The 20,706-nt window shown below is 71.0% G+C and carries 19 protein-coding genes; 7 read left to right on the forward strand and 12 right to left on the reverse strand.

Going from position 1 to position 20,706, the window contains the following annotated elements; all coding sequences use genetic code 11:
* Positions 1–26 precede the first annotated feature (26 nt).
* On the forward strand, positions 27–1,355 hold the full coding sequence (locus ABD901_RS13135) for a PQQ-dependent sugar dehydrogenase (protein ID WP_345124906.1): 1,329 nt from the start codon (positions 27–29) through the stop codon (positions 1,353–1,355).
* A 186-nt stretch (positions 1,356–1,541) separates the two neighbouring features.
* On the opposite strand, the gene ABD901_RS13140 is transcribed toward ABD901_RS13135, so the two are convergent.
* The 6 genes from ABD901_RS13140 to ABD901_RS13165 all read right to left on the reverse strand — a co-directional run bounded on the left by ABD901_RS13140 (position 1,542) and on the right by ABD901_RS13165 (position 8,439).
* A complete protein-coding gene (locus ABD901_RS13140; RefSeq protein WP_345124908.1) occupies positions 1,542–4,154 on the reverse strand; it encodes a glycogen debranching N-terminal domain-containing protein in 2,613 nt (870 codons plus the stop codon).
* A 22-nt stretch (positions 4,155–4,176) separates the two neighbouring features.
* Positions 4,177–4,908, reverse strand: a complete 732-nt coding sequence (locus tag ABD901_RS13145) for a hypothetical protein (RefSeq protein ID WP_345124910.1) — start codon at positions 4,906–4,908, stop codon at positions 4,177–4,179.
* 53 nt (positions 4,909–4,961) lie between these two features.
* A complete protein-coding gene (locus ABD901_RS13150) occupies positions 4,962–5,162 on the reverse strand; it encodes a hypothetical protein (RefSeq protein ID WP_345124913.1) in 201 nt (66 codons plus the stop codon).
* A 287-nt stretch (positions 5,163–5,449) separates the two neighbouring features.
* Positions 5,450–7,045 (reverse strand): radical SAM protein, encoded by a 1,596-nt coding sequence (locus tag ABD901_RS13155; protein ID WP_345124916.1) that lies wholly within the window; start codon positions 7,043–7,045, stop codon positions 5,450–5,452.
* Positions 7,042–7,419 (reverse strand): hypothetical protein, encoded by a 378-nt coding sequence (locus ABD901_RS13160; protein ID WP_345124919.1) that lies wholly within the window; start codon positions 7,417–7,419, stop codon positions 7,042–7,044. Before ABD901_RS13160 ends, ABD901_RS13155 begins: the two co-directional genes overlap by 4 nt.
* Before the next feature lie 213 nt (positions 7,420–7,632).
* A complete protein-coding gene (locus ABD901_RS13165) occupies positions 7,633–8,439 on the reverse strand; it encodes a prolipoprotein diacylglyceryl transferase (RefSeq protein WP_345124922.1) in 807 nt (268 codons plus the stop codon).
* A 347-nt stretch (positions 8,440–8,786) separates the two neighbouring features.
* Here ABD901_RS13165 and ABD901_RS13170 point away from each other — a divergent pair, with 347 nt between their 5' ends.
* Together ABD901_RS13170 and ABD901_RS13175 are read left to right on the forward strand one after the other, a co-directional pair.
* Positions 8,787–9,797, forward strand: coding sequence for an endonuclease/exonuclease/phosphatase family protein (locus tag ABD901_RS13170; protein WP_345124925.1), 1,011 nt, complete (start codon positions 8,787–8,789; stop codon positions 9,795–9,797).
* A 136-nt stretch (positions 9,798–9,933) separates the two neighbouring features.
* The gene (locus ABD901_RS13175) at positions 9,934–10,428 is read left to right on the forward strand and encodes a hypothetical protein (RefSeq protein WP_345124927.1); all 495 of its coding nucleotides are present in this window, start codon (positions 9,934–9,936) and stop codon (positions 10,426–10,428) included.
* A 62-nt stretch (positions 10,429–10,490) separates the two neighbouring features.
* Here ABD901_RS13175 and cimA read toward each other — a convergent pair whose 3' ends face one another.
* A complete protein-coding gene (gene cimA / locus ABD901_RS13180; protein ID WP_345124930.1) occupies positions 10,491–12,092 on the reverse strand; it encodes a citramalate synthase in 1,602 nt (533 codons plus the stop codon).
* Positions 12,093–12,410: 318 nt separating this feature from the next.
* Here cimA and ahpD point away from each other — a divergent pair, with 318 nt between their 5' ends.
* Positions 12,411–12,941, forward strand: coding sequence for an alkylhydroperoxidase, AhpD family (gene ahpD / locus ABD901_RS13185; protein WP_345124932.1), 531 nt, complete (start codon positions 12,411–12,413; stop codon positions 12,939–12,941).
* A gap of 375 nt (positions 12,942–13,316) precedes the next feature.
* On the forward strand, positions 13,317–13,586 hold the full coding sequence (locus tag ABD901_RS13190; protein WP_345124936.1) for a hypothetical protein: 270 nt from the start codon (positions 13,317–13,319) through the stop codon (positions 13,584–13,586).
* 78 nt (positions 13,587–13,664) lie between these two features.
* On the opposite strand, the gene ABD901_RS13195 is transcribed toward ABD901_RS13190, so the two are convergent.
* From ABD901_RS13195 to serA, 3 genes are all read right to left on the reverse strand, one after another.
* Complete coding sequence (locus ABD901_RS13195) at positions 13,665–14,762, reverse strand: branched-chain amino acid aminotransferase (RefSeq protein WP_345124939.1); 1,098 nt, start codon at positions 14,760–14,762, stop codon at positions 13,665–13,667.
* 122 nt (positions 14,763–14,884) lie between these two features.
* On the reverse strand, positions 14,885–15,913 hold the full coding sequence (locus ABD901_RS13200) for a 3-isopropylmalate dehydrogenase (RefSeq protein WP_345124941.1): 1,029 nt from the start codon (positions 15,911–15,913) through the stop codon (positions 14,885–14,887).
* Between the two features lie 142 nt (positions 15,914–16,055).
* Positions 16,056–17,666 carry a phosphoglycerate dehydrogenase gene (gene serA / locus ABD901_RS13205; protein ID WP_345124944.1) on the reverse strand — a complete coding sequence of 537 codons (1,611 nt, stop codon included), beginning with the start codon at positions 17,664–17,666 and terminating at the stop codon, positions 16,056–16,058.
* Between the two features lie 287 nt (positions 17,667–17,953).
* Between serA and ABD901_RS13210 the strand changes: the two genes are divergently transcribed.
* Entirely contained in the window at positions 17,954–18,334 is a 381-nt protein-coding gene (locus tag ABD901_RS13210) for a hypothetical protein (protein WP_345124949.1), read from the forward strand.
* Positions 18,335–18,541: 207 nt separating this feature from the next.
* Positions 18,542–18,973 (forward strand): TipAS antibiotic-recognition domain-containing protein, encoded by a 432-nt coding sequence (locus ABD901_RS13215; protein ID WP_345124951.1) that lies wholly within the window; start codon positions 18,542–18,544, stop codon positions 18,971–18,973.
* A gap of 169 nt (positions 18,974–19,142) precedes the next feature.
* Here ABD901_RS13215 and ilvC read toward each other — a convergent pair whose 3' ends face one another.
* Positions 19,143–20,156, reverse strand: a complete 1,014-nt coding sequence (gene ilvC, locus ABD901_RS13220) for a ketol-acid reductoisomerase (RefSeq protein WP_345124954.1) — start codon at positions 20,154–20,156, stop codon at positions 19,143–19,145.
* 24 nt (positions 20,157–20,180) lie between these two features.
* Complete coding sequence (gene ilvN, locus ABD901_RS13225; RefSeq protein ID WP_344613581.1) at positions 20,181–20,699, reverse strand: acetolactate synthase small subunit; 519 nt, start codon at positions 20,697–20,699, stop codon at positions 20,181–20,183.
* Positions 20,700–20,706: the final 7 nt, after the last annotated feature.

Genomic DNA, 20,706 nt, shown 5'->3' on the forward strand with positions numbered 1-20,706 from the left:
AGCTTAGGAGAGGTAGCGTCGGCACCATGCGGAAGCTCTGGGCCATGCTGCTCGCCTGCTGTCTGCCACTTGCCGCGTGCTCGGACGGGCCCGGATCTACGTCCGCGCGGCCGGACAGCACGGCGCCGGGCGCCCCGGCAGGCTCCGGGCTCGGCCAGCCGACCCGGGTCAAGGTCACCGTGCCACCCGCGCTCGCGACCGCGCCGTTTGATCGGGAACGGTACCTCCAGCTGCCGGCCGGCTGGACCGCCTCGGTCTATGCACGCATCGACAAGGCGCGCTTCATGGCGCTGACGCCCAGCGGCGACCTGCTCGTGTCGCAGCCGGGCGCCGGCAACGTGCAGCTCGTGCGCGCGGGCGCGGTGTCGGAGTTCGCCAGCGGCCTGCGCCAGCCGCACGACATGGTGTTCGCGCCGTTGAACGGGCAGATGTACCTGTTCATCGCCGAGTCCGACCGCATCGTGCGCTACCCGTACGCCAACGGCGACCTCAAGGCCCACGACGGACAGGTCGTCGTCGACGGGCTGCCCGACACGAGCACGCCCGAGCTGCACGGCACCTACGCGCACGTGCTCAAGAACATCGCGGTGCGCGGCGAGACGCTGTACGTGTCGATCGCCTCCACCTGCAACGCGTGTGTCCAGGACACCGTCAGCGACCCGCAGCGCGCCACGATCTACACGTACGCCGCGACGGGCACCAACGCGTCGCGGCACCTGCTGGCGCGCGGCATCCGCAACGCGGAGGGCCTGGCGTTCCGCCCGGGCACCGACGAGCTGTGGATCGTCGTCAACAACCGCGACAACACCCTGGTCCCCGACGGCCGCGACGTCGACGGCGACGGCACGTCGGACAAGGGCAAGCGGATGGCGCAGTTCGTCGACGACTACCCGCCTGAGGAGTTCATCAAGGTTCGCGACGGCGGCTTCTACGGGTGGCCGTTCTGCAACCCCAACAGCGACCACGGCCTGCGCAACATGCCGTTCCTGCGCGACTACGAGCTCAACCGCGACGGGCAGAAGGCCGACTGCGCCAAGGCCGACCCGATCGATCTCGGCCTGGCGCCGCACAGCGCCCCGCTGGGCCTCACGTTCTACAACGGGGCGGCGATCGTGCCGCTGCACGGCTCGTGGAACCGCACGAAGCCGGCCGGGTACAAGGTGCAGTACATCCCGTGGACCGCGTCCGGGCCGGGCGACCCGGTCGACCTGGCGACCGGCTTCGTCGACCCGAACGGCAAGTGGTGGGGCCGGCCCGTCGACGCCGCGGTCGACACCGACGGCACGCTACTCATCAGCGACGACGGCAGCGGGACCGTGCTACGCCTGACGCCACCGCGCGGCAGCGCCGGCTAGGCCGCCGTCCCGCCAGGTCGCACGGGCGCTCACGCCACGCGGGACCGCTTTGGGCCGGGCGTGGACGCCGATGCCATGCGGGACCGCGTTGCGCCGCGCGGACGCCGGGCCGCGCGAGAACGGCCACACCGCACGCGAACATCGGCCCTCGCCGCGCGGACGCCCAGGCGGTGCGCGGGTGCCCAGCTAGGTCGGACGAGCGATGCGGGCGGGCGACCCGTCGGCATTGTGGAACGTCACGCCTATCGGTCCATTGTGGACCGTGAGTTCGCCCGCGGCGGTGACGCTCACGTCGAGCTCGCCGTCGGAGACCTTGAGCCCGCGCACCCGGTACGCACCGACAGGCGACGGGGCGAGCGGCGCGAACGTGATGCGTCCCGCGGGGATGTCGACGTCGAGGCCGAGCAGCGCGGTCAGGATCGCCGGGCCGGCCGCGGCGGCCCACGCCTGAGGGCGGCACGCGGACGGGTACGGGGTGGGCAGGTCGTCGCCGCCGTACAACTCGGGGAGACGGAAATCGAAGCGCGCGGCCGCGGCCAGCAGCGCCGCGATGACCGCCGACGCCTCCGTGTGGTGGCCGTCGCGAACCAGCCCGCGCAGCGCGATCGCATTGTCGTGCGGCCAGACGGTGCCCAGGTGATAGGCCAGGAAGTTGTACCCGGCCGACGCCGCCGACACCGTGCGGACCCCGAACGGCGAGCGAAGGCCGGCGAGGCGGTCGGCCACCGCGGCGCTCTCCCCCGGCGTGAGCAGGCCGGTGCCGAGCAGGTGGCCCATGTTGGAGGCGACGAGGTCCACCCGGTCGCCGGCGCCGTCGAGCGCGATCGCGGGGTAGCCGTCGGGGGTCCAGAACCGCGCGCGGAAGCGTTCGGCGAGGCCGTTGGCCCACTCGCGCCAGCGCTTCGCCGTCTCGGGTGCGTCGTACGCCTCGTCGCTGTCGTCATCGTCCGCCTCGTCGCGCGCAGCGTGCCTCTTCTCGGCGCCCGGTACGGCCGCCGGCGCATCGCCGCTCGAGCCGTTCGAGGCAGGTGACGCATCGTCGCCGCCGACGGTGGGCGCTCCGTTGCGCTCCGGCTCGGGCGCAGAGAGCGCCGCGAAGGTGGGCTCCGTCTCGCGCGCGGGGGCCGCTGGCGCGTCGTTTGCCGGCTCTGGGAACTGCTCGAGGAGCCAGGCGGCGTCGAGGGCGGCGCGGTAGGCGTAGGCCTGGACCTCGCTCAGCGCGACCGGGCCGTGGGCGGGGCGGCCGTCGGCGTGCTGGACGGCGTCGTCCGAGTCCTTCCAGCCCTGGTTGGTGAGGCCGGAGCCGGTGGTCGCGTACGCGATGAAGCCGTCGTGCCGCGTCAGCCATGACATGGCGCGGTGCACGTTGGGCAGCAGCGCGCGCACGGAGGCGGCGGGCATGCCCCAGCGGTAGGCGTCGGCCAGGACGCTGATGAACAGGGGTGTCGCGTCGACCGTGCCGTAGTAGACGGGCGGGAGCGCGTGGCCGGTGTCGGCGCGGCGGAGCTCGTGCAGGATGCGGCCGGGCTGTTCCTCGGTCGCCGGGTCGTGCCGGGTGCCCTGACGGGCCGCGAGGGCGCGCAGCGTGCCGGCGGCGACGTCGTGGCCGAGAGGGAGGGCGAGGCGGGCGGTCCAGAGGGCGTCGCGGCCGAACAGGGTCAGGTACCACGGGCTGCCGGCGGCGTAGTACGCGTCCGCGCCCTCGGTGCGGCGCAGGGCGTCGAGGTCCTGGACGCTGGAGCGTACGAGGGCGTCCAGGCGGCGGTCGTCCGCCGTCACGCGGAGGGTGCTGAACCGCTTCGGGCGGGCGATCGGTGGGATGTCGGTGCGGGTGATGCGCAGCTCGGCGGACCAGTTGCCGCGCGCGGGCACGGTGACCCGCCAGCGCAACGTGGCGGCGGCGCCCGCGTCCGCGCCCAGGTCCGCGTCCACGTCCGGCCCGGGGTCCGCGTCCGCGCGCAAGTCCGCGTCCGCGCGCAAGTCCGCGTCCGCGCGCAAGTCCGCGTCCGCGCGCAAGTCCGCGTCCGCGCGCAAGTCCGCGTCCGCGCGCAAGTCCGCGTCCGCGCGCAAGTCCGCGTCCGGCCCGGGGTCCGCGTCCGGCCCGGGGTCCGCGTCCGGCCCGGGGTCCGCGTCCGGGCCGGGGTCCGCGTCCACGCGTAGATGGGCGTCCGCGCGCGGGGCAGCCTGAGCGTGCGACGTCCCTTCGACGAACGCGGCGGCATCCGCGCCCGAGCACGCCTGAGCTTGCGGCCTCGCGTCCGCGCGCGGGGGCGTGGTGATCGCGGCCGGTGGGGTCGTTTGGAGGCGAACGGACATGCCGTCGGGGGCCTGCCACTCGACGATCTCCCGCGTGGTTGCCTCTAGGTCGGGTGGCTCGGGGGCGTAGGAACGGGTCGTCGTGCGGACGGCACGGACCTCGCCCATGCCGGCGAAGTCGGTGGCGGCGTGTATCGCGACGTCGACCGTGATCTCGGTCTCGGAGGCGTTGGACAGGGTGATCGTCTCGGTGCCGCCCGTCGGTTCGGCCAGGCGGCGGCGCGACAGGGTGAGGGTGGGGTCGCCGGTGGAGGGAGAGTGTTGCAGTACCGAGGAGAAGAGAGCCGAGGCGGCGCCTGTGCGCTGGAATGCGAGCGGCGACGGCTCCGCGGCGGCGACGGTGACCACCAGGCGTGCAAGGAGTCGGCGGTCCTCGACGTACAGGCCGTCCGCGCCGGAGGTGAGCTGGCCGGACGGGGGCGACAGCCACGTCGCGGGGGCGGCCACGCAGGTGACGTGGTTGTGCAGGTACGGCTGCGGCATCTCGTTCCTCTGGTCGGGGTGGTCAGCCGCCGATGACGTTGACCGCTCGAGCCACCACCAGCAGCACGGTCACCAGCGAAATGACCGACTCGGCGGCCATGAGCATTTTGGCCCACGTCGACATGGGAAGCGTGTCGGTCGGGCTGAATGCGGTGGCGTTGGTGAAGGCCAGGTAGAAGTAGTCGAAGAAGCCCGGTTCCCAGTCATGGTGCGCCAGCTCCGGGACCTGCATCTGAGTGAAGAGGAAGTCGGGGTGCGGGGTGTCCGCGTCCGCGCGGGCCGCGGGGCCGCCTCGGTCGCCCTCCCAGAACCACAGGGCGAAGACGATGACGTTCGTCAGCCAGATCGCGGCGCCCCAGAGCAGGAGGTGGGCCGGAGGGAGCTCGCCGTGGGTGTGGGCGAACAGAGCGCGCACCAGGAGGCCTACCGACCAGGCGGTCACCACCGTCAGCAGGGCCGCCAGGCCGATGCTCAACGGGCGCAGGACGCGAGTCTCGCGGTTGATGCGTAGTGGGTTCACGGCGACGGTGCTGATCAGCAGGGCGCTCTCGAGGCCAGGCAGCAGCCAGCGCGGGCGCGGGGCCAGGTCGGCGGGCAGGATGAGGTGGATGACGATGGCCACCGCGATCGCCAGTGCGGCGGGCCAGCGCTGCTCCGCCTCCGTGCGGCGCAGCCAGCCGGGGAGCTGGGCGGGCTTCTCCGGCCTCGGCGCACCGTGCGGGCCGCGGTCCAAAGCGGGCGGGAGATCACTCACGGCAGCCAACCGTAGACCCGCCGCCGCGCGGGGGCCAGCCTCAACGCCGCGGTTCAGGTGATGAGGTCGTAGATCTGCCAGGCGATGGCCGCGGTGCCGGCCAGGGCAAGGGTTCCCAGGTAGGCCAGTACCACGCGGGTGTCTCGCAGGACGCACTTCGAGCGGGTCAAGCCCCGGCGGCGGGCGCGTACGTAGCCGGCGAAGCCCAGCAGGGCGAAGCCGACGACCGCTACCGGGCCCAGCAGCCAGGCCAAGGCGGCGATGGTGGCGTAGATGCAGAGCCGGAGCGGGTCGTAGGGGGCTTGTGCCTGCGACGGTGCCGAAGACAACGGCCCCGCAGACGACGAAGCCGAAGACGACGGCGCCGAAGACGACGGCGCCGAAGACGACGGCGCCGAAGACGACGGCGCCGACCAGGACGGCGCCGACCAGGACGATGGCGCCGAGGACGATGGCCCCGTGAATGACGGCGCCGACGAGGACGATGCCGGGAAGGACGATGCCGAAGGCGACGGCGCCGGGGACAAAGGCTGCGAGGTCGTCACGAGGTCGGCTCCGGGGTGGCGGGGCGCACGGACAGGGGCAGGAGTTGGCGGGTCGCGCGGGGCAGGCGTTGGGCGGACAGGGCCGGCCAGGCCTGGACGGCGCAGAAGGGGGCGCACTGGTGCTGCGCGTCGTCGCCGCGGGTGGCGACGTGGACGCAGCACTGCAGGAGGCGTTCCTCGATCATGGTGTGCAGGTCCATGAAGGGCTTCACGGTGATGCGTTTGACCCGCTCGCCGAGCATCTTGCGCAGGCGGTTGCGGCCGCCCGGTAGCGAGGACGACACGAGGGTCGTCAAGGTCGAGATGCCGAGGTCGCAGTTCTCGCAGATATCGCGCCACAGGGAGCCGACGCCGGGGTGCGACAGGGAGGACTGCTCGGACAGCAGGCCCAGCAGGGAGTCCTTGACGGCCGTGCGGAGGGCGGCGGGGAGCTGGACGTCGGCGATGCGGTTCGCCACCAGGTCTGGGGCCAGGTCCAGGAACGACAGGAGGCGGTCGTGGCCGATCAGCGACGTCATGGACTGCCACTCGCCCGCGTCGTCGCGCAGCATGTAGCCGACCGAGCAGCAGTGCGGATGGGAGCACGGCAAGGCGGTCAGGTCGCGCCACGTGACCAGGTCTCCGGTCTGGGGGCCCAGGCGGGCGAGGACGCCCGTGTGCGTCAGGCGGTTCATGGGATCGATCGGGGCCGAACGACCGGAGCCGAACTGGGGTTGCAGGGAGACGCCGCCGATGTACTGGGTGTCCAGGGCGCGCTTGACCACCGCGCCGATCTCGTCGTCGTTGACGCCAAGGGCGCACGTCATCGTCAAGGTCGTGAAGATGCCGCGCGCGGAGAGGCGGTCCACGGCCTGGTCCTTCAGGCGGCGCAGGTCGGCGCCGCGGTGGTGGCGGGCGGCGCGCTCGGAGACGCCGTCGTACTGCAGGTAGACCTCGACGCGCTCGCGGTGCCTGGTCAGCAGGTCCAGCAGCGCGTCGTCGCGGGCGATGCGCACGCCGTTGGAGTTGACGAGGATGCGGATGACGTTGCGCTGGGAGACCTCGTCGAGGAGTTCGGGCAGCCAGGGGTACAGCGTGGGCTCGCCGCCGGAGAGCATCAGCACGTCGATGCGGCCGTTCTCGCGCGACAGCTTGGTGTCGACGCTGGCCAGGACGTCGGACAGGGGTACGGCGCCCTCGATGGCCGGGGAGGAGTCCGTGAAGCACGTCGGGCAGCGCAGGTTGCAGCTGTCGGTGAGGTCGGCCAGCAGGATGCAGGTGTGCTGGGTCTGCATCTCGGGCAGGCCGGACAGGTACGCGGACGGGACGGGGGCGAAGTTGCCGGCCACGTCGGGGATGTGGGTCTTGGTGGGGGCGGTCCACTGCTCGAGGTACCGCAGGATCTCTGGCTCCTCGTCATAGAGGGTGCGCACGAGGCCGTGGCTGGGGCAGCCGCGCTCGAGCCAGATGCGGCCGTCGCGTTCGGCGAGCCAGCCGGAGAGGCGCTGGACCGTCTCCAGTGGACGGTCCGGCCGCTCGGACGCGCAGGCGGGGCAGAACGCGTTGACGTAGCGGTGGATACGGTCGCCGCGCAGCTGCATTCCGGAGGTCATAGCGTTCCTTGGTTGACGAGGGTCAGGCAGACGCCGATGCCGGCGACGGGGAAGACCAGGACGGTGACGCCCCAGCCAATGAGCAGGCCGAGGCCGAGACCGCGGTCACGGCGCGCGATCCACACGATGCCGACGATGAGACAGGCCAGGAACAGCAGGACCTGGAGCAGGATCTCGACGTAGAAGCCGATCAGGGCGTTCTCGGAGTCGCCGCTCTGGTTGCCGATGACGATCGCCGCGACGCCGATGAAGATCACCACGACCTGGCCGAGGAACGCCAGGCCGATGCCGGCGAAGACGCGCTTGGTGTGGATGGGGCGCTCGGGGCCGGGCGGCGGCGAAGCGGACCAGCCGGGCTGGGGTGGGAAACTCATGTCACCGCTCCATGCTCGCGCGGAGGCGGACGTGGCCGCCGGGCATCGTTGCGTAGCTCATCTCACCGCTCCATGCACGCGCGGGGCCGACAAGGCGCCCGCGCGGGAGGCGGACACGGCGCCCGCGCAGGAGGCGCATACGGCGCCCGCGCAGGAGGCGCATACGGCGCCCGCGCAGGAGGCGGGCGCGGCCGCCGGGCATCGGTGCGAAGGTCACGTCAGGGCCTCCGCCTCGTTCGGGACCTCACGGTCGCGTGAGCGGTCGTGTGCGCGACCTCGCGCGTAGTGCCACGCGAAGCGCGTCGCGGTCAGGGGTAGCAGGGCCAGCAGGAACAGCTGCGAGCGGGTCAGGCCGGCCCAGACGACCTCGTTGCCGCGTACGAACTCGACGCCGAAGCGGAATGCGGCGTACGCGGCGAGGTAGATGGTGAAGAGGCGCCCGGGGGCGGTGATGCGCCCGCGCAGGGCGAGCAACGCGGCGAAGGCCGCGAGGTGGAACAGGATCTCGTAGGCGAACGACGGGTGCAGCGCGACGCCGGCGGGCACGTGCATGGCGGCGGCGTGCGCGGCGTCCAGGCGGATGCCCCACGGCAGGCTCGTGGGGGTGCCGGGCGGCTCGGCGAGCAGGCAGCCGATGCGGCCGACCGCCATGCCCGCGGCGACGGCGGGTGCGAACAGGTTGCCGGTCTTGTGCGGGTAGCCGCCGACGCGCTTGCCCAGCAGCGCGCCCAGGTAGGCGCCGAGGAGGCCGGAGAGGATGCTGCGGTTGCCGTACGCCCACTGCTCGAGTAATGGCGCGTTGTCCCGTGGGTCGAGGTGCTGCGCCCAGGTGCCCAGGCGGGCCAGGAGCGCGCCGCCGACGAGGGCGCCGGCCAGCACGTACCAGAGGCGCTCGTCCTGCGCGTGCCGGCGGCGGATCTCCCACAGCAGCACGAGCGCGGCGACCCCGATGCCGAGCGCCACGAACACGTCGTGCGACAGGATCGCCACCGGGCCGATCCGCGCGATGACCGGGTGCACGGATGCCGAGCCTAGTGGCAGAACGCGGCGTCGTACGGCTCTTCAACGCTGGCCGAACGGCCACGCCGCGCCACCGCGCGCGGGCGCGGGCGCGACCGCGGGCGCGGCGAGCAAAGCAACGGGAAAGCGCAAACGAGGCGACATGAGGCGCCGGGAAAAGCGCCGCCAAGGCCGCGAACCACACCGCCAGCAAAGCACCGAACGAAACGCCGAACCAGGCGACGGGCAAGACGGCCAGCAAGGCCGCGAACCACACCGCCAGCAAAGGCGCCGAACGGCGCGACCAGCGAAGCCGCGAAGCAGGTGGCGCGAACGGGGCGGTTGCAGGGCTCACTTACTCTGGCGGGATGGTCACCACGGAGGACACCCTGCCGTTGCTGCCAGACAAGCCCGTCCGGCGCCGGCGGCGCTGGTGGGGTGTGGTGCTCTGGCTCATGGTGCTGCCGTTCGTGGTGTGGGCGGGCGCCCGGGTGTTCGGGCTGGACAGCGGCTTCCCCGCGGTACAACTTATTGCTTTTACGCCGTATGTCGCGGCCACTTCGCTCGTGCCGCTGGTCGTGGCGATCTTGACGAAGCGGATCTGGCCGGCGGTCATCACGGCGGTGGCCACCGTCGCGCTCGCGGCGTGTGTGCTGCCGCGGTGGATCTCCGACAGTTCGCCGGAGCCGGACGGCGGGCCGGTCATCCGGGTCATGAGCGTGAACATGCTGATGGGTGGGGCGGACCCGGCGACGATCGTGGGGCTGGTGAAGCGGCTCGACGTGGACCTGGTGGCGTTGCAGGAGTACACGGACGAAGCCAAGGCGGCGCTGGCCGAGGCGGGGCTGGATCAGGTGCTGCCGAACGCGGTGTCGTACCCGCGGCCGGGCGTGACGGGCTCTGCGGTGTACAGCCGGTTCGTGGTTTCGGATCTCGGCTATCGGCAGTTCCCGTCGACGTTCGGGCAGGCGCAGGCGGGGGTGCGGGTGCCGGGGGCCAAGGACGTGCGGGTGGAGTCGGTGCATCCGTGCGCGCCGGCCAACTCGCGGCTCAGCGGGTGCTGGGAGCGCGACATCGAGCAGGAGCCCGCGGCGACGCCGGACGGGGCGGTGAACCTGCTGATCGGGGACTTCAACGCGACGCTGGACCACGAGAAGTTCCGGGCGGTGCTCGCGAAGGGGTATCGGGACGCGGCCGACGTGGCGGGTGCCGGGTTCGAGGCCTCCTGGCCGTATGACGAGCGGTGGTTCATCCCGGGTGTGACGCTGGATCACGTGGTGGCGGACAAGCGGGTGGGCGTGCGCAAGGTGACCGTGCACCGCATGCCGAACAGCGACCACAAGGCCGTGTTCGCGGAGCTGGTGCTGCCGAAGGCGTGAGGCGCGGAAGGCCCATGGGCCGAAAACCGCAAAAGCCTAGGACGTACCTCCGGCTATGCGCGAGTCGTCGGCCGGGAGTACCTTCACGTACGGATCGGGCTCCCGCCCGAATCGGGAACCACGTTGGAGCAGATGGGTGACACGAACGTTCCGCGGCCTCGCGCTCGCTATCGCCGTGGCGCCGCTTGTCCTTGGCGCGGCGGCCGGCTGCACGGGCTCGGACAAGGCGGGCAATTCCGAGTCGGCGTCCGACCGGCCCACGGTGGAAGTGACCGCACAGCCGCAAGACGCGCAGTCGGCACAGGTGACCGCCGAGCAGGTGTTCGACAACCTGTCGGAGGGCGACTGGGCCGGTGCCTGGGAGCTGTGGACGGACAGCGCCAAGACGGCGATCGGCAAGGACGCATACATCGACCTGGTGTCGACGTGCACCGGGCAGCAGGGCGAGTACCAGGTGACGGGCGTGACGCCGGTCGACGACTCCACCGCGACGATCAAGTGGACGCATGCCCCGGCGGCCGGCGCGGCGAACCAGACCGGCACGAGCACGGTGAAGTACCAGAACGGGGCCTGGCGCTTCGAGCCCGACCCGGCGGCGCTGGCCGCCTATCGGCAGAACAAGTGCCCCTAGAACGGTAAAAACTAGAACGGTAAAAGGGGCCCGCGGAAGCGGGCCCCTTTTTCAAGCCAGGTTCAGACGCGGACCTGGTGCGCGAGGCCGTAGCTCAGCGCGTCGACGAGCGCCTGCCAGCTGGCCTCCACGACGTTCTCGTGCACGCCGACCGTCGTCCAGTCGGTGCCGGTCGCGTGGGTCTCGACGAGGACACGGGTGACCGCGCCGGTGCCGTGGCTGCCCTCCAGGATGCGGACCTTGTAGTCGGCGAGCTGGAAGCGGCCGAGCTCCGGGTAGTGCTTCGTGAGGGCGACGCGCAGCGCCTCGTCGAGGGCGTTGACGGGGCCGTTGCCCTCGGCGGTGGCGATGACCCGCTCGCCGCGGACGCGGACCTTCACGGTCGCCTCGGAGACCACGGCGCCGTCCTCGCGGTGCTCGACCAGGACGCGGTACGACTCCAGGGCGAACGGCCGCGGCAGGGCGCCGTCGGCGAGCTCCGCGCGGGCCAGCAGCTCGAAGGAGGCGTCGGCGGCCTCGAAGGACCAGCCGCGCGCCTCGAGCTCCTTGACGCGGTTGGTCACGCGGGACAGGGCGTCCGGATTGCCGGCCAGGTCGACACCGAGCTCGCGCGCCTTGAGCTCGATGCTGGCCCGGCCGGCCATCTCGGTGACGAGGATCCGCATGTCGTTGCCCACGATGACCGGGTCGATGTGGTTGTACAGCAGGGGATCCACTTTGATCGCGCTCGCGTGCAGGCCCGCCTTGTGAGCGAACGCTGACGACCCGACGTAGGCCTGGTGGGTGTCGGGTGCGATGTTGGCGATCTCGGCGATGGAATGCGCGACGCGCACCATCTGCTCGATGCATCCGTCCGGTAGGACCGGCATGCCGAGCTTGAGCTGCAGGTTGGCGACGACGGCGAACAGGTCGGCGTTGCCGGGGCGCTCGCCGTAGCCGTTGGCGGTGCACTGGAAGTGCGGTACGCCGGCCTCGACGGCGGCGACGGTGTTCGCGACCGCGCACGAGGTGTCGTTCTGGCAGTGGATGCCGAGGCGGGCGACGGCCTCGGCGGGCGTGATGCCGAGGGCGACGGCGACGCGCTCGCGGACCTCGCTGATGGCGCGGGTGATGAGCGACGGGAGCATGCCGCCGTTGGTGTCGCACAGGACGGAGGCCTCGGCGCCGGCTTCGAGGGCGGCCGCGACGACGCTGGCGGTGTACTCGGGGTTGAAGCGGTAGCCGTCGAAGAAGTGCTCGCAGTCGAGGAAGACGCGGCGGCCCTCGCCGACGAAGTACGCGACGCTGTCGCGGACCATCGCCAGGTTCTCTTCCGCCGTGGTACGCAGGGCACGCTCGACATGGCGCAGGTCGGACTTGGCCACCAGCGTCACGGCGGGGGTCTCGGCGTCGAGCAGCGCGCGGATCTGCGGGTCGTCCTGCGCGCGGACGCCGGCCTTGCGGGTCGAGCCGAACGCGACGAAGACGGCGTGCTTGAGGTTGAGCTCGGTGCGCGCTCTGCGGAAGAACTCGGTGTCCTTCGGCATGGCTCCGGGCCAGCCGCCCTCGATGAACCCGACGCCGAACTCGTCGAGCAGCCGCGCGACGGCGAGCTTGTCGACGACGGAGTAGCTGATCGCCTCACGCTGGGCCCCGTCGCGCAGCGTGGTGTCGTACACCTGCATTGGTTGCTCCTTTTGGCGGGAAGACAAGCTCGGCGGGACCAACAAAAAGACCCCTCGCGAATGCGAGAGGTCTGCGCGGCCAGCGGGGGGATGCTGGGCGCGCTAAGGGCCAATAATGAGCCGAGTCACGTTCGGTAGCTTGCCACGCACGGCCGTCTCGTGACACGTGATTCCGGATTTTGAGATCCGAGGTGATCTGCTTCACGATTCACCCTGTTCGTCACGTCCCCGTAACGAGGACCGGGCAAGGTTGGAGTCGGTCAAGGAAGCGCCGTGCTGCGGTGCACGGGATCACCGTTGGTGAGGAGGTGTGGTTCGATGTCGATTGCGACGCTGAAGGCGGCGCTGCCGCCGTATGCGCGGGACCTCGAGCTCAACCTCGACTCGGTGCTCGCCGGCGACCTGCTGGACGAGCAGCGACTGTGGGGCGCCGCGCTGGCGTGCGCGATGACGACCCGCAGCGCCGTGGTGATCCGCAACATCGCCGCCGAGGCCGCCGACCGACTCAAGCCGGAGGCCGTCGAGGCCGCCAAGGCGGTCGCGTCGCGCATGGCGATCCACAACGTCTACTTCCGCGCCAAGCACCTCATCGGTGACGAGGCGTATCAGCACCTGCCGGCGCGGCTGCGCCGCCAGGTGGGCTCCACGCCCGGTGTCGGCGCCGCCGACGTCGAGGCGTGGTCAGTGGCTGTATCCGCGATCACCGGGTGCGGGGTGTGCCTGGAATCGCACGAAAGATCGCTTCGTGGTGCAGGGGTGTCCCGCGAAGCGGTCGACGAGGTGTTGCGCGTCGCCGCGGTGATTCACGCGTTGGCCGTAACCCTCGATGCAGAGGCGGCTTCCTACTAGGAGCTTTCCTCTTGTACGGGTGTCGGAGTGGCGGCTCCGGCACCCGTACGCATTTCAGGCGGAAATGCGTACGTGCGGCCTATATCTCCTGCCGACGTATAAATCCGACAAGTCGCGGCGCGGAGCGCCCGACTTGTCGCGAACCCGTGGCAGATCGCCCGGCGTGTCGTGAAACCTGCAACGGACGGCGCCCGGCTTGTCGTGAAATCCGCCACATATGGCGCCCGACTTGTCGCGACAAAAGCCAGGGAAACGGCAAAGAACCCGGTACAGCGAACTCGGGCGTGCAAATTGCACACAGCGTGTCTGCGGCGGCAGGCCGGCGGCGGCTACCGTAGCGCTCAGCACATCGTCCCGGACCAAGGTGGGGGCCAGATGATCGACGGAGTTCCGCTGGAGCCGAGCGAGCCGCCCGTCGACCCGCCGCTGGGCTGCGCCGATCCGGTGCTGTGGCGCGTCGCCCGGGCCCTGCACGACGCGCACCGGCCGCGGACGGACAACTTCTGCGAGTGCAAGGCGTTCTGGCCGTGCCCCGACGCGCAGCTGGCGGAGGAGGCGCTCCTGCTGGCGTACGACCGGCCGACGCCGCGCGCCACCCGGCCGGGCAGCGGCCGCGGCTCCAACCTTGGTCGTTGGTCCGCTTAAATACGTTTACAAGCGACTATGTCCCAATAAAGAGAAGCGGCGCCGGTAGCGAACCGGCGCCGCTTTGTGAAGAAACGGTTACAGCACGCGGTGGACCCAGCCGTACGGGTCGGGGGCGGTGCCGCGCTGGATCGTGACGAGCTGCTCGCGCAGGCCCATCGTGACGTCGCCGGCCTTGCCGTCGGCGACGGTGAACTCGCCGTCGCCGTCACGGATGGTGCCGATCGGGGTGATCACCGCGGCGGTGCCGCAGGCGAACGCCTCGCGCAGGCGGCCGCTGGTGGCGTCGGCACGCCACTGGTCGTACGAATACTGCTCCTCACGCACCGTGAAGCCCCGGTCCGCGGCCAGGCGCATGACCGACTCCCGCGTGATGCCGGGCAGGATCGTGCCGGTCAGCGGCGGCGTGGTGATCGTGCCGTCGTCGAAGACGTAGAACACGTTCATGCCGCCGAGCTCCTCGACGTAGCGCTGCTGCGCGGCGTCGAGGAAGACGACCTGGTCGCAACCGTGCTCGATCGCCTCTGCCTGCGCGACGAGGCTGGCGGCGTAGTTGCCGCCGCACTTGGCCGCGCCGGTGCCGCCGGGGGCCGCCCGCGTGTAGTCGCGCGAGACCCAGACGCTGACCGGCTGGACGCCGCCCTTGAAGTAGCTGCCGACCGGCGAGGCGATGATCAGGAACAGGTACTCCGACGACGGCTTGACGCCGAGGAAGACCTCGCTGGCGTACTGGAACGGGCGCAGGTAGAGGCTGCCCTCCGGGTCGTCGGGGACCCAGTTGCGGTCGATGCGGATGAGCTCCTCGAGGGCGTCGAGGAAGAGCCGCTGCGGCACCGGAGCCATCGCCATCCGCTGGGCGGAGGCCCGGAAACGGTTGGCGTTGGCGTCGGGGCGGAACATCGTCACGCCGCCGTCGGCGGCCCGATAGGCCTTCAGCCCCTCGAAGATCTCCTGCGCGTAGTGCAGGACCGCCGTGGCGGGGTCCATGGGGATCGGGGCCCGCGCCTCGACCCGGGCGTCATACCAGCCCTTGCCCTCGGCGTAACGCACAGTGACCATGTGGTCGGTGAAGATCCGCCCGAACCCCGGGTTGGCCATCAGCGCGGATCGCTCCGCGGCGGCTACGGGCTGCGGGTTCGGACGAATCTCGAAATCGAGCGTTTCACCGCCGATCATGCATGCCTCCACAAAAGGTTGCGCCGGCACGCTCAAGCCGCGTGCCGTGCCGCAAACGTACCCGAACGGACGTTCAACCGCAGCCTGCGCGCGCGTGACGCCGGCGCGCAGGCGGACCCTCGCTACGCGACGGCTGCGGCGAGGCGGTCACCGATCGCGTCGGTGGACAGCGCGGAACCGGGCGTCCGCGTGGCCACCTCGGCGCCGACCGCCTCGGTCACGCGCGCCGCAGCCTCGGGGTGCCCGAGGTGGTCCAGCAGCAGCGCGGTGGACAGGACGGCGGCCGACGGGTCGGCGACGCCCTTGCCCGCGATGTCCGGCGCCGAGCCGTGCACGGGCTCGAACATCGACGGGAACGCCCGCTCCGGGTTGATCGAACCGCTGGCGGCGAGGCCGATACCGCCGGTAACGGCGGCGGCGATGTCGGTGAGGATGTCACCGAAGAGGTTGTCGGTGACGACCACGTCGTAGCGCTGCGGGTTGCTCACCAGGAACATGGCCGCCGCGTCGACGTGCTGGTACTCGGTCTCGATCTCGGGGAACTCCGCCTTGACCGCGTTGAAGGTGCGCGCCCACAGCCCGCCCGCGTGGGTCAGCACGTTGGTCTTGTGCACCAGCGTCACCTTGCGGCGCGGGCGCTTCGCGGCCCGGGCGAACGCGTCGCGGATGACCCGCTCGACGCCGTGGCGGGTGTTGAGGCTCTCCTCGGTGGCGACCTCGGCGGCGGTGCCCGGGTGCAGGTTGCCGCCGGCGCCGACGTAAAGGCCCTCGGTGCCCTCGCGCACGACGACGAGGTCGATCTCGCCCGGCTTGACCCCGGCCAGGGGGCTGGTGGTGCCCGGCCACAGGCGGGAGGGGCGGAGGTTCACGTACTGGTCGAAGTCGAAGCGCAGCTTCAGCAGCAGGCCGCGCTCGAGCACGCCCGGCGGCACGCTCGGGTCGCCGACCGCGCCGAGGAGGATGGCGTCGTGGCCGCGCAGCTCGTCGAGGACGCTGTCGGGCAGCACCTCGCCGGTGCGGTTGTACCGGGCGGCGCCCAGGTCGTAATCGGTCGTCTCGACGCCGGGCAGGACGACGCGCAGCACCTTCAGCGCCTGCGCCACCACCTCCGTGCCGATGCCGTCACCGGCCACAACCGCGATCTTCGCCACCACTGGCCCCTTTCGTAGACCCGTCAACGGTACGCCGCCGTCCTATTCCGTGGACGCGCGTCCCGCATCATGGGACCGCACCTCAAAAGAATGAGGGCGGGGAGCGCCGCCACGCTCCCCGCCCTCGTGAGAGGAAAGTCCTCTAGTCGGCGGACAGGTCCGCCGTGCTCGCCGCGGTCGCACCGATGGCCTCCTGGGCCTCGCCGAGCAGGTCCGCCGCCACGGCGGTGTCGACGGTCAGCGTCATGAGCGCCTCCCCGCCGGCCTCGCGCCGGGCGACCTGCATCGCCGCGATGTTGACCCCCGCTGAGCCCAGTATCGACCCCACCGTGCCCACCACGCCGGGGCGGTCAGCGTAGCGGAAGAACAGCAGCACACCCTCGGCGGCAAGCTCCAGGCTGAAACCGTCGATTTCGGTCAGCTTGAGCGCTTCGCGCGGCCCGGCGACATACGTCCCGGACACCGAGGCTACCCGCCCGTCCGGCAGCGCTCCACGCACGGTCACCAGGTTGGGCTGGTCGGACGATTCGGTGAAGACCGCGAGGGCCACCTCGACCCCACGATCGGCCGCCAGATGGGGCGCGTTGACGTAGGTGACCTGCTCGGCGACGACGCCGCCGAAGAGGCCCTTCGTCGCGGCCAGCTTGAGGACCGACACATCGTGCTTGGCCACCTCGCCGTGCACCTCGACGGTGACCGCGGACGCGATGCCGCCGGCGACCGCGGTGAAGACCGAGCCCAGGCGCTCCGCCAGCGGCAGCAACGGGCGCACCTCCTCGGCCACGACGCCGCCGGCCTGGACGTTGACGGCGTCGGGGACGAACTCGCCGTCGAGGGCCAGCTTGACGCTGCGGGCCACCGCCAGGCCCGCCTTGTCCTGCGCCTCGATGGTCGAGGCGCCCAGGTGCGGGGTGGCCACGACGCTGTCGAAGGCGAACAGCGGCGAGGCGACGCACGGCTCCTTGGCGAACACGTCGATGCCGGCGCCGGCGACCCGGCCGTCCGCGATCGCGTCGGCGAGGGCCTGCTCGTCGATGAGGCCGCCGCGCGCAGCGTTGATGATGCGCACGCCGGGCTTGACCAACGCGAGCTCGCGCACGCCGATGAGGCCGACGGTCTCCGGGGTCTTGGGCAGGTGGATCGAGATGAAGTCGCTCTCGCGCAGCAGTTCGTCCAAACCCAGCAGTCGTACACCCAGTGCCGCCGCCCGCGCCGGCTGGATGTAGGGGTCGTAGGCGACGAGGCGCACCCCGAAGGCGGCCATGCGCTGGGCGAACAGCACGCCGATGCGGCCGAGCCCGACGACGCCGACCGTCTTGCCGGACAGCTCCACTCCGGTGTACTTCGAGCGCTTCCACTCCCCCGCCTTGAGCGCCGCGGACGCGGCGGCGGTGTTGCGGGCCACCGACAGCAGCAGCGCGACGGCCTGCTCGGCGGCGGAGACGATGTTGGAGGTCGGGGCGTTGACGACCATGACGCCGCGCGCCGTGGCGGCCGGCACGTCGACGTTGTCCAGGCCGACGCCCGCGCGGGCGACGACCTTCAGCCGGGGAGCCGCGGCGACCGCCTCGGCGTCGATCTGGGTGGCGCTGCGAACGATCACGGCGCTCGCATCGGTGAGCGCGGCCAGCAGGGCGGGGCGGTCCGTGCCGTCGATGTGGCGAACGTCGTAGTCGTCGGCGAGCACCTCGAGAGCGGACGGGGCCAGCTCCTCGGCGATGAGCACCACCGGGCGATCAGGAGGGAGGGTCATATGCGTCCTCGACTTCCATGGCTTCGGTCGGCTGCAGTTGGCCCTGGCTGCGGGCGTGCGGCACTGCCCGCCACGCATCGGGGAAACGATTCAGGTCCGGGCGGTCGGTCCTTCAGGCGATGGTAGGCCCGGCATCACAACGGCCCAGGTCCGCGAAGACGTGAGCGCGATCACATGCCACCGTCCGGGTGTCGCACTCCTGACGCCGCCGGCCTGAACCCGGAGGCCTCGCGGGGCCGTGTCCACCGGCGTCAGCGACACCGTCCCAACCGGCGAGGAGAGCACGGATGAGCGAGTACTACGACGGCGACTACGACGCCGGGCATGAGCAGGCCGGCTACGAGGAGCCTGCGTACGACCAGCACGAGCAGGCCGGCTACGACCAGCACGCCGGTTACGAGGCCGCCGGGCACGAGTCGTACGAGGAGAAGATCCACGAGGCGATCGAGCGGATCCAGGAGCGGGTGCACGAGTACGAGGCCGGGCACGAGCAGGCGTACGACGAGGAGCAGAAGGACTACGCCGCCGACCACGAGGCCCAGGACTACGACGGGGACGCCAAGGACTACGACGCGAAGGACTACGACGGCAAGGACTACGACGCGGACGCGAAGGACTACGACGCCAAGGAGTACCAGGGCGACGCCGGCGACTACGTCCGGTCCTGATCGCAGCGCTGGTCAGGAGGCCGCGGCCCCGGCGGGTACTCCCCACCCGCCGGGGCCGCTCGCGGTTGACCTGCGGTCGTTGGCCGAGGTTCGTCATGAACCCCGTTTTATGCTGATAAGTCGGAAAAATCCGGACGCGTCAGCGTCTGGATTTTTCCGAGCAAAGACGTTGACTCTCCAGTTGCTGGAGACTCCACGCTTGCAGGCATGACGACGAACTTGACGCCTGAGGAGAAGCGGGAGCTGTTCGGGGAGTTCGATCCCGATCGGCATGCCGAGGAGGCCGAGCAGCGGTGGGGGGACACGGAAGCGCATCGGGAGTCGGCGCGGCGGACCGCCCGGTACACCAAGGAGGACTGGGCGCGGGTCAAGGGCGAGGCGAGCGCTCACACCGCGGCGTTCGCGGACGCGTTCGAACGCGGGGTGCCGGCGGACGATCCGATCGCCATGGATCTCGCCGAGGCGCACCGGGAGCACATCGGGCGGTGGTTCTACGACTGCTCGCTGGAGATCCACCGGGGGCTCGGGGACATGTACGTCGCCGATCCGCGGTTCACGGCCAACTACGACACGGAGCATCCGGGGCTGGCGCAGTACATCCGCGACGCCATCCACGCCAACGCCGACCGTCTCAGCTGAACGGGGTTGCCCTTGGCAACGCGGAGGTGGCAGCGGAGGGCCGCCAGGCCCGCAGCGGTGTCTGGTGGGAACAACGGTCGTCAGTTGCACGGACCCGAGTCATGCATAAAGAAAAAAGCGCATAAGAAAAAAGCCCCCGACCGAAACGGCCGGGGGCTTTTCCGTCAGGTCAGGCCGTCTCGGTGATGGGGCGGTCGACCCAGCTCATCATCGCGCGCAGCTTCTTGCCGGTCTCCTCGATCGGGTGAGCGGCGCCCTGCTCGCGGTACTTGATGAAGTTCGGGCGGCCCGCGTCGTCCTCGGCGATCAGCTCGCGGGCGAACTCGCCCGACTGGATCTCGCCCAGGATGCGCTTCATCTCCTCCTTGGTCCGGGCGTCGATGACGCGCGGGCCGCGGGTGTAGTCGCCGTACTCGGCGGTGTCGGAGACGCTGTAGCGCATGCGGGCGATGCCGCCCTCGTACATCAGGTCCACGATCAGCTTGAGCTCGTGCAGGCACTCGAAGTAGGCGATCTCCGGGGCGTAGCCCGCCTCGGTGAGCACCTCGAAACCGGTCTGGACCAGCGCCGACGCGCCGCCGCAGAGGACGGCCTGCTCGCCGAACAGGTCGGTCTCGGTCTCCTCCTTGAACGTGGTCTTGATGACGCCGGCGCGGGTGCCGCCGATGCCGGCCGCGTAGGCCAGGGCCAGCTGCAGCGCGGTGCCGGTGGCGTCCTGCTCGACGGCGACCAGGCAGGGCACGCCCTTGCCGTCGACGAACTGGCGGCGGACCAGGTGGCCGGGGCCCTTCGGGGCGACCATGCACACGTCCACGTCCGCGGGGGGCGTGATCAGCCCGAAGCGGATGTTGAGGCCGTGGCCGAAGAAGAGCGCCTTGCCGGCGGTCAGGTTCGGGGCCACGTGGTCGGCGTAGAGCGAGCGCTGCGCCGTGTCGGGCGCGAGGATCATGATCACGTCCGCCTCGGCGGTCGCCTCGGCCGGGGTGAGGACGCGCAGGCCCTGCTCCTCGGCCTTCGCGCGGCTCTTGGAACCCTCGGGCAGGCCGATGCGCACGTCGACGCCGGAGTCACGCAGGGACAGCGCGTGAGCGTGGCCCTGGCTGCCGTAACCCAGCACCGCGACCTTACGGGCCTGGATCAACGACAGGTCGGCGTCGTCGTCGTAAAACACCTCGGCGGGCATTGTCGTGTTTCCTTTCACAGATTTTCAGGATGCGGCGCGGAGCGCCGGACCGGTCGTGATGGAGCGCGAACCGCGGCCGATGGCCACGACGCCGGACTGGACCATTTCCTTGATACCGAACGGCTCCAGGTCACGAAGCAGCGCGTCCAGCTTTTCCGACGTGCCGGTCGCCTCGATGGTGAGGGCGTCAGCGGCGACGTCGACCACGCGGGCCCGGAACAGGTTCACGGTCTCGAGGACCTGTGAGCGCACCGGGCGTTCCGCGCGCACCTTCACCAGCAGCAGCTCGCGCTGGACGCTGGCGGTGGTGTCGAGTTCGACGATCTTCAGGACCTGCACGAGCTTGTTGAGCTGCTTGGTGACCTGTTCCAGCGGCGATTCGTCCGCGTTGACCACGATCGTCATCCGGGAGACCTCGGGGTGCTCGGTCTCGCCGACGGCCAGGGAGTCGATGTTGAAGCCGCGCCGTGCGAAGAGGCCGGCGACGCGGGCCAGTATGCCGGGCTTGTTCTCCACCAGGACGGACAGCGTGTGCTTGGCCATGATCTCC

This window comes from Dactylosporangium darangshiense (assembly GCF_039537565.1).
Lineage (GTDB): Bacteria > Actinomycetota > Actinomycetes > Mycobacteriales > Micromonosporaceae > Dactylosporangium > Dactylosporangium darangshiense.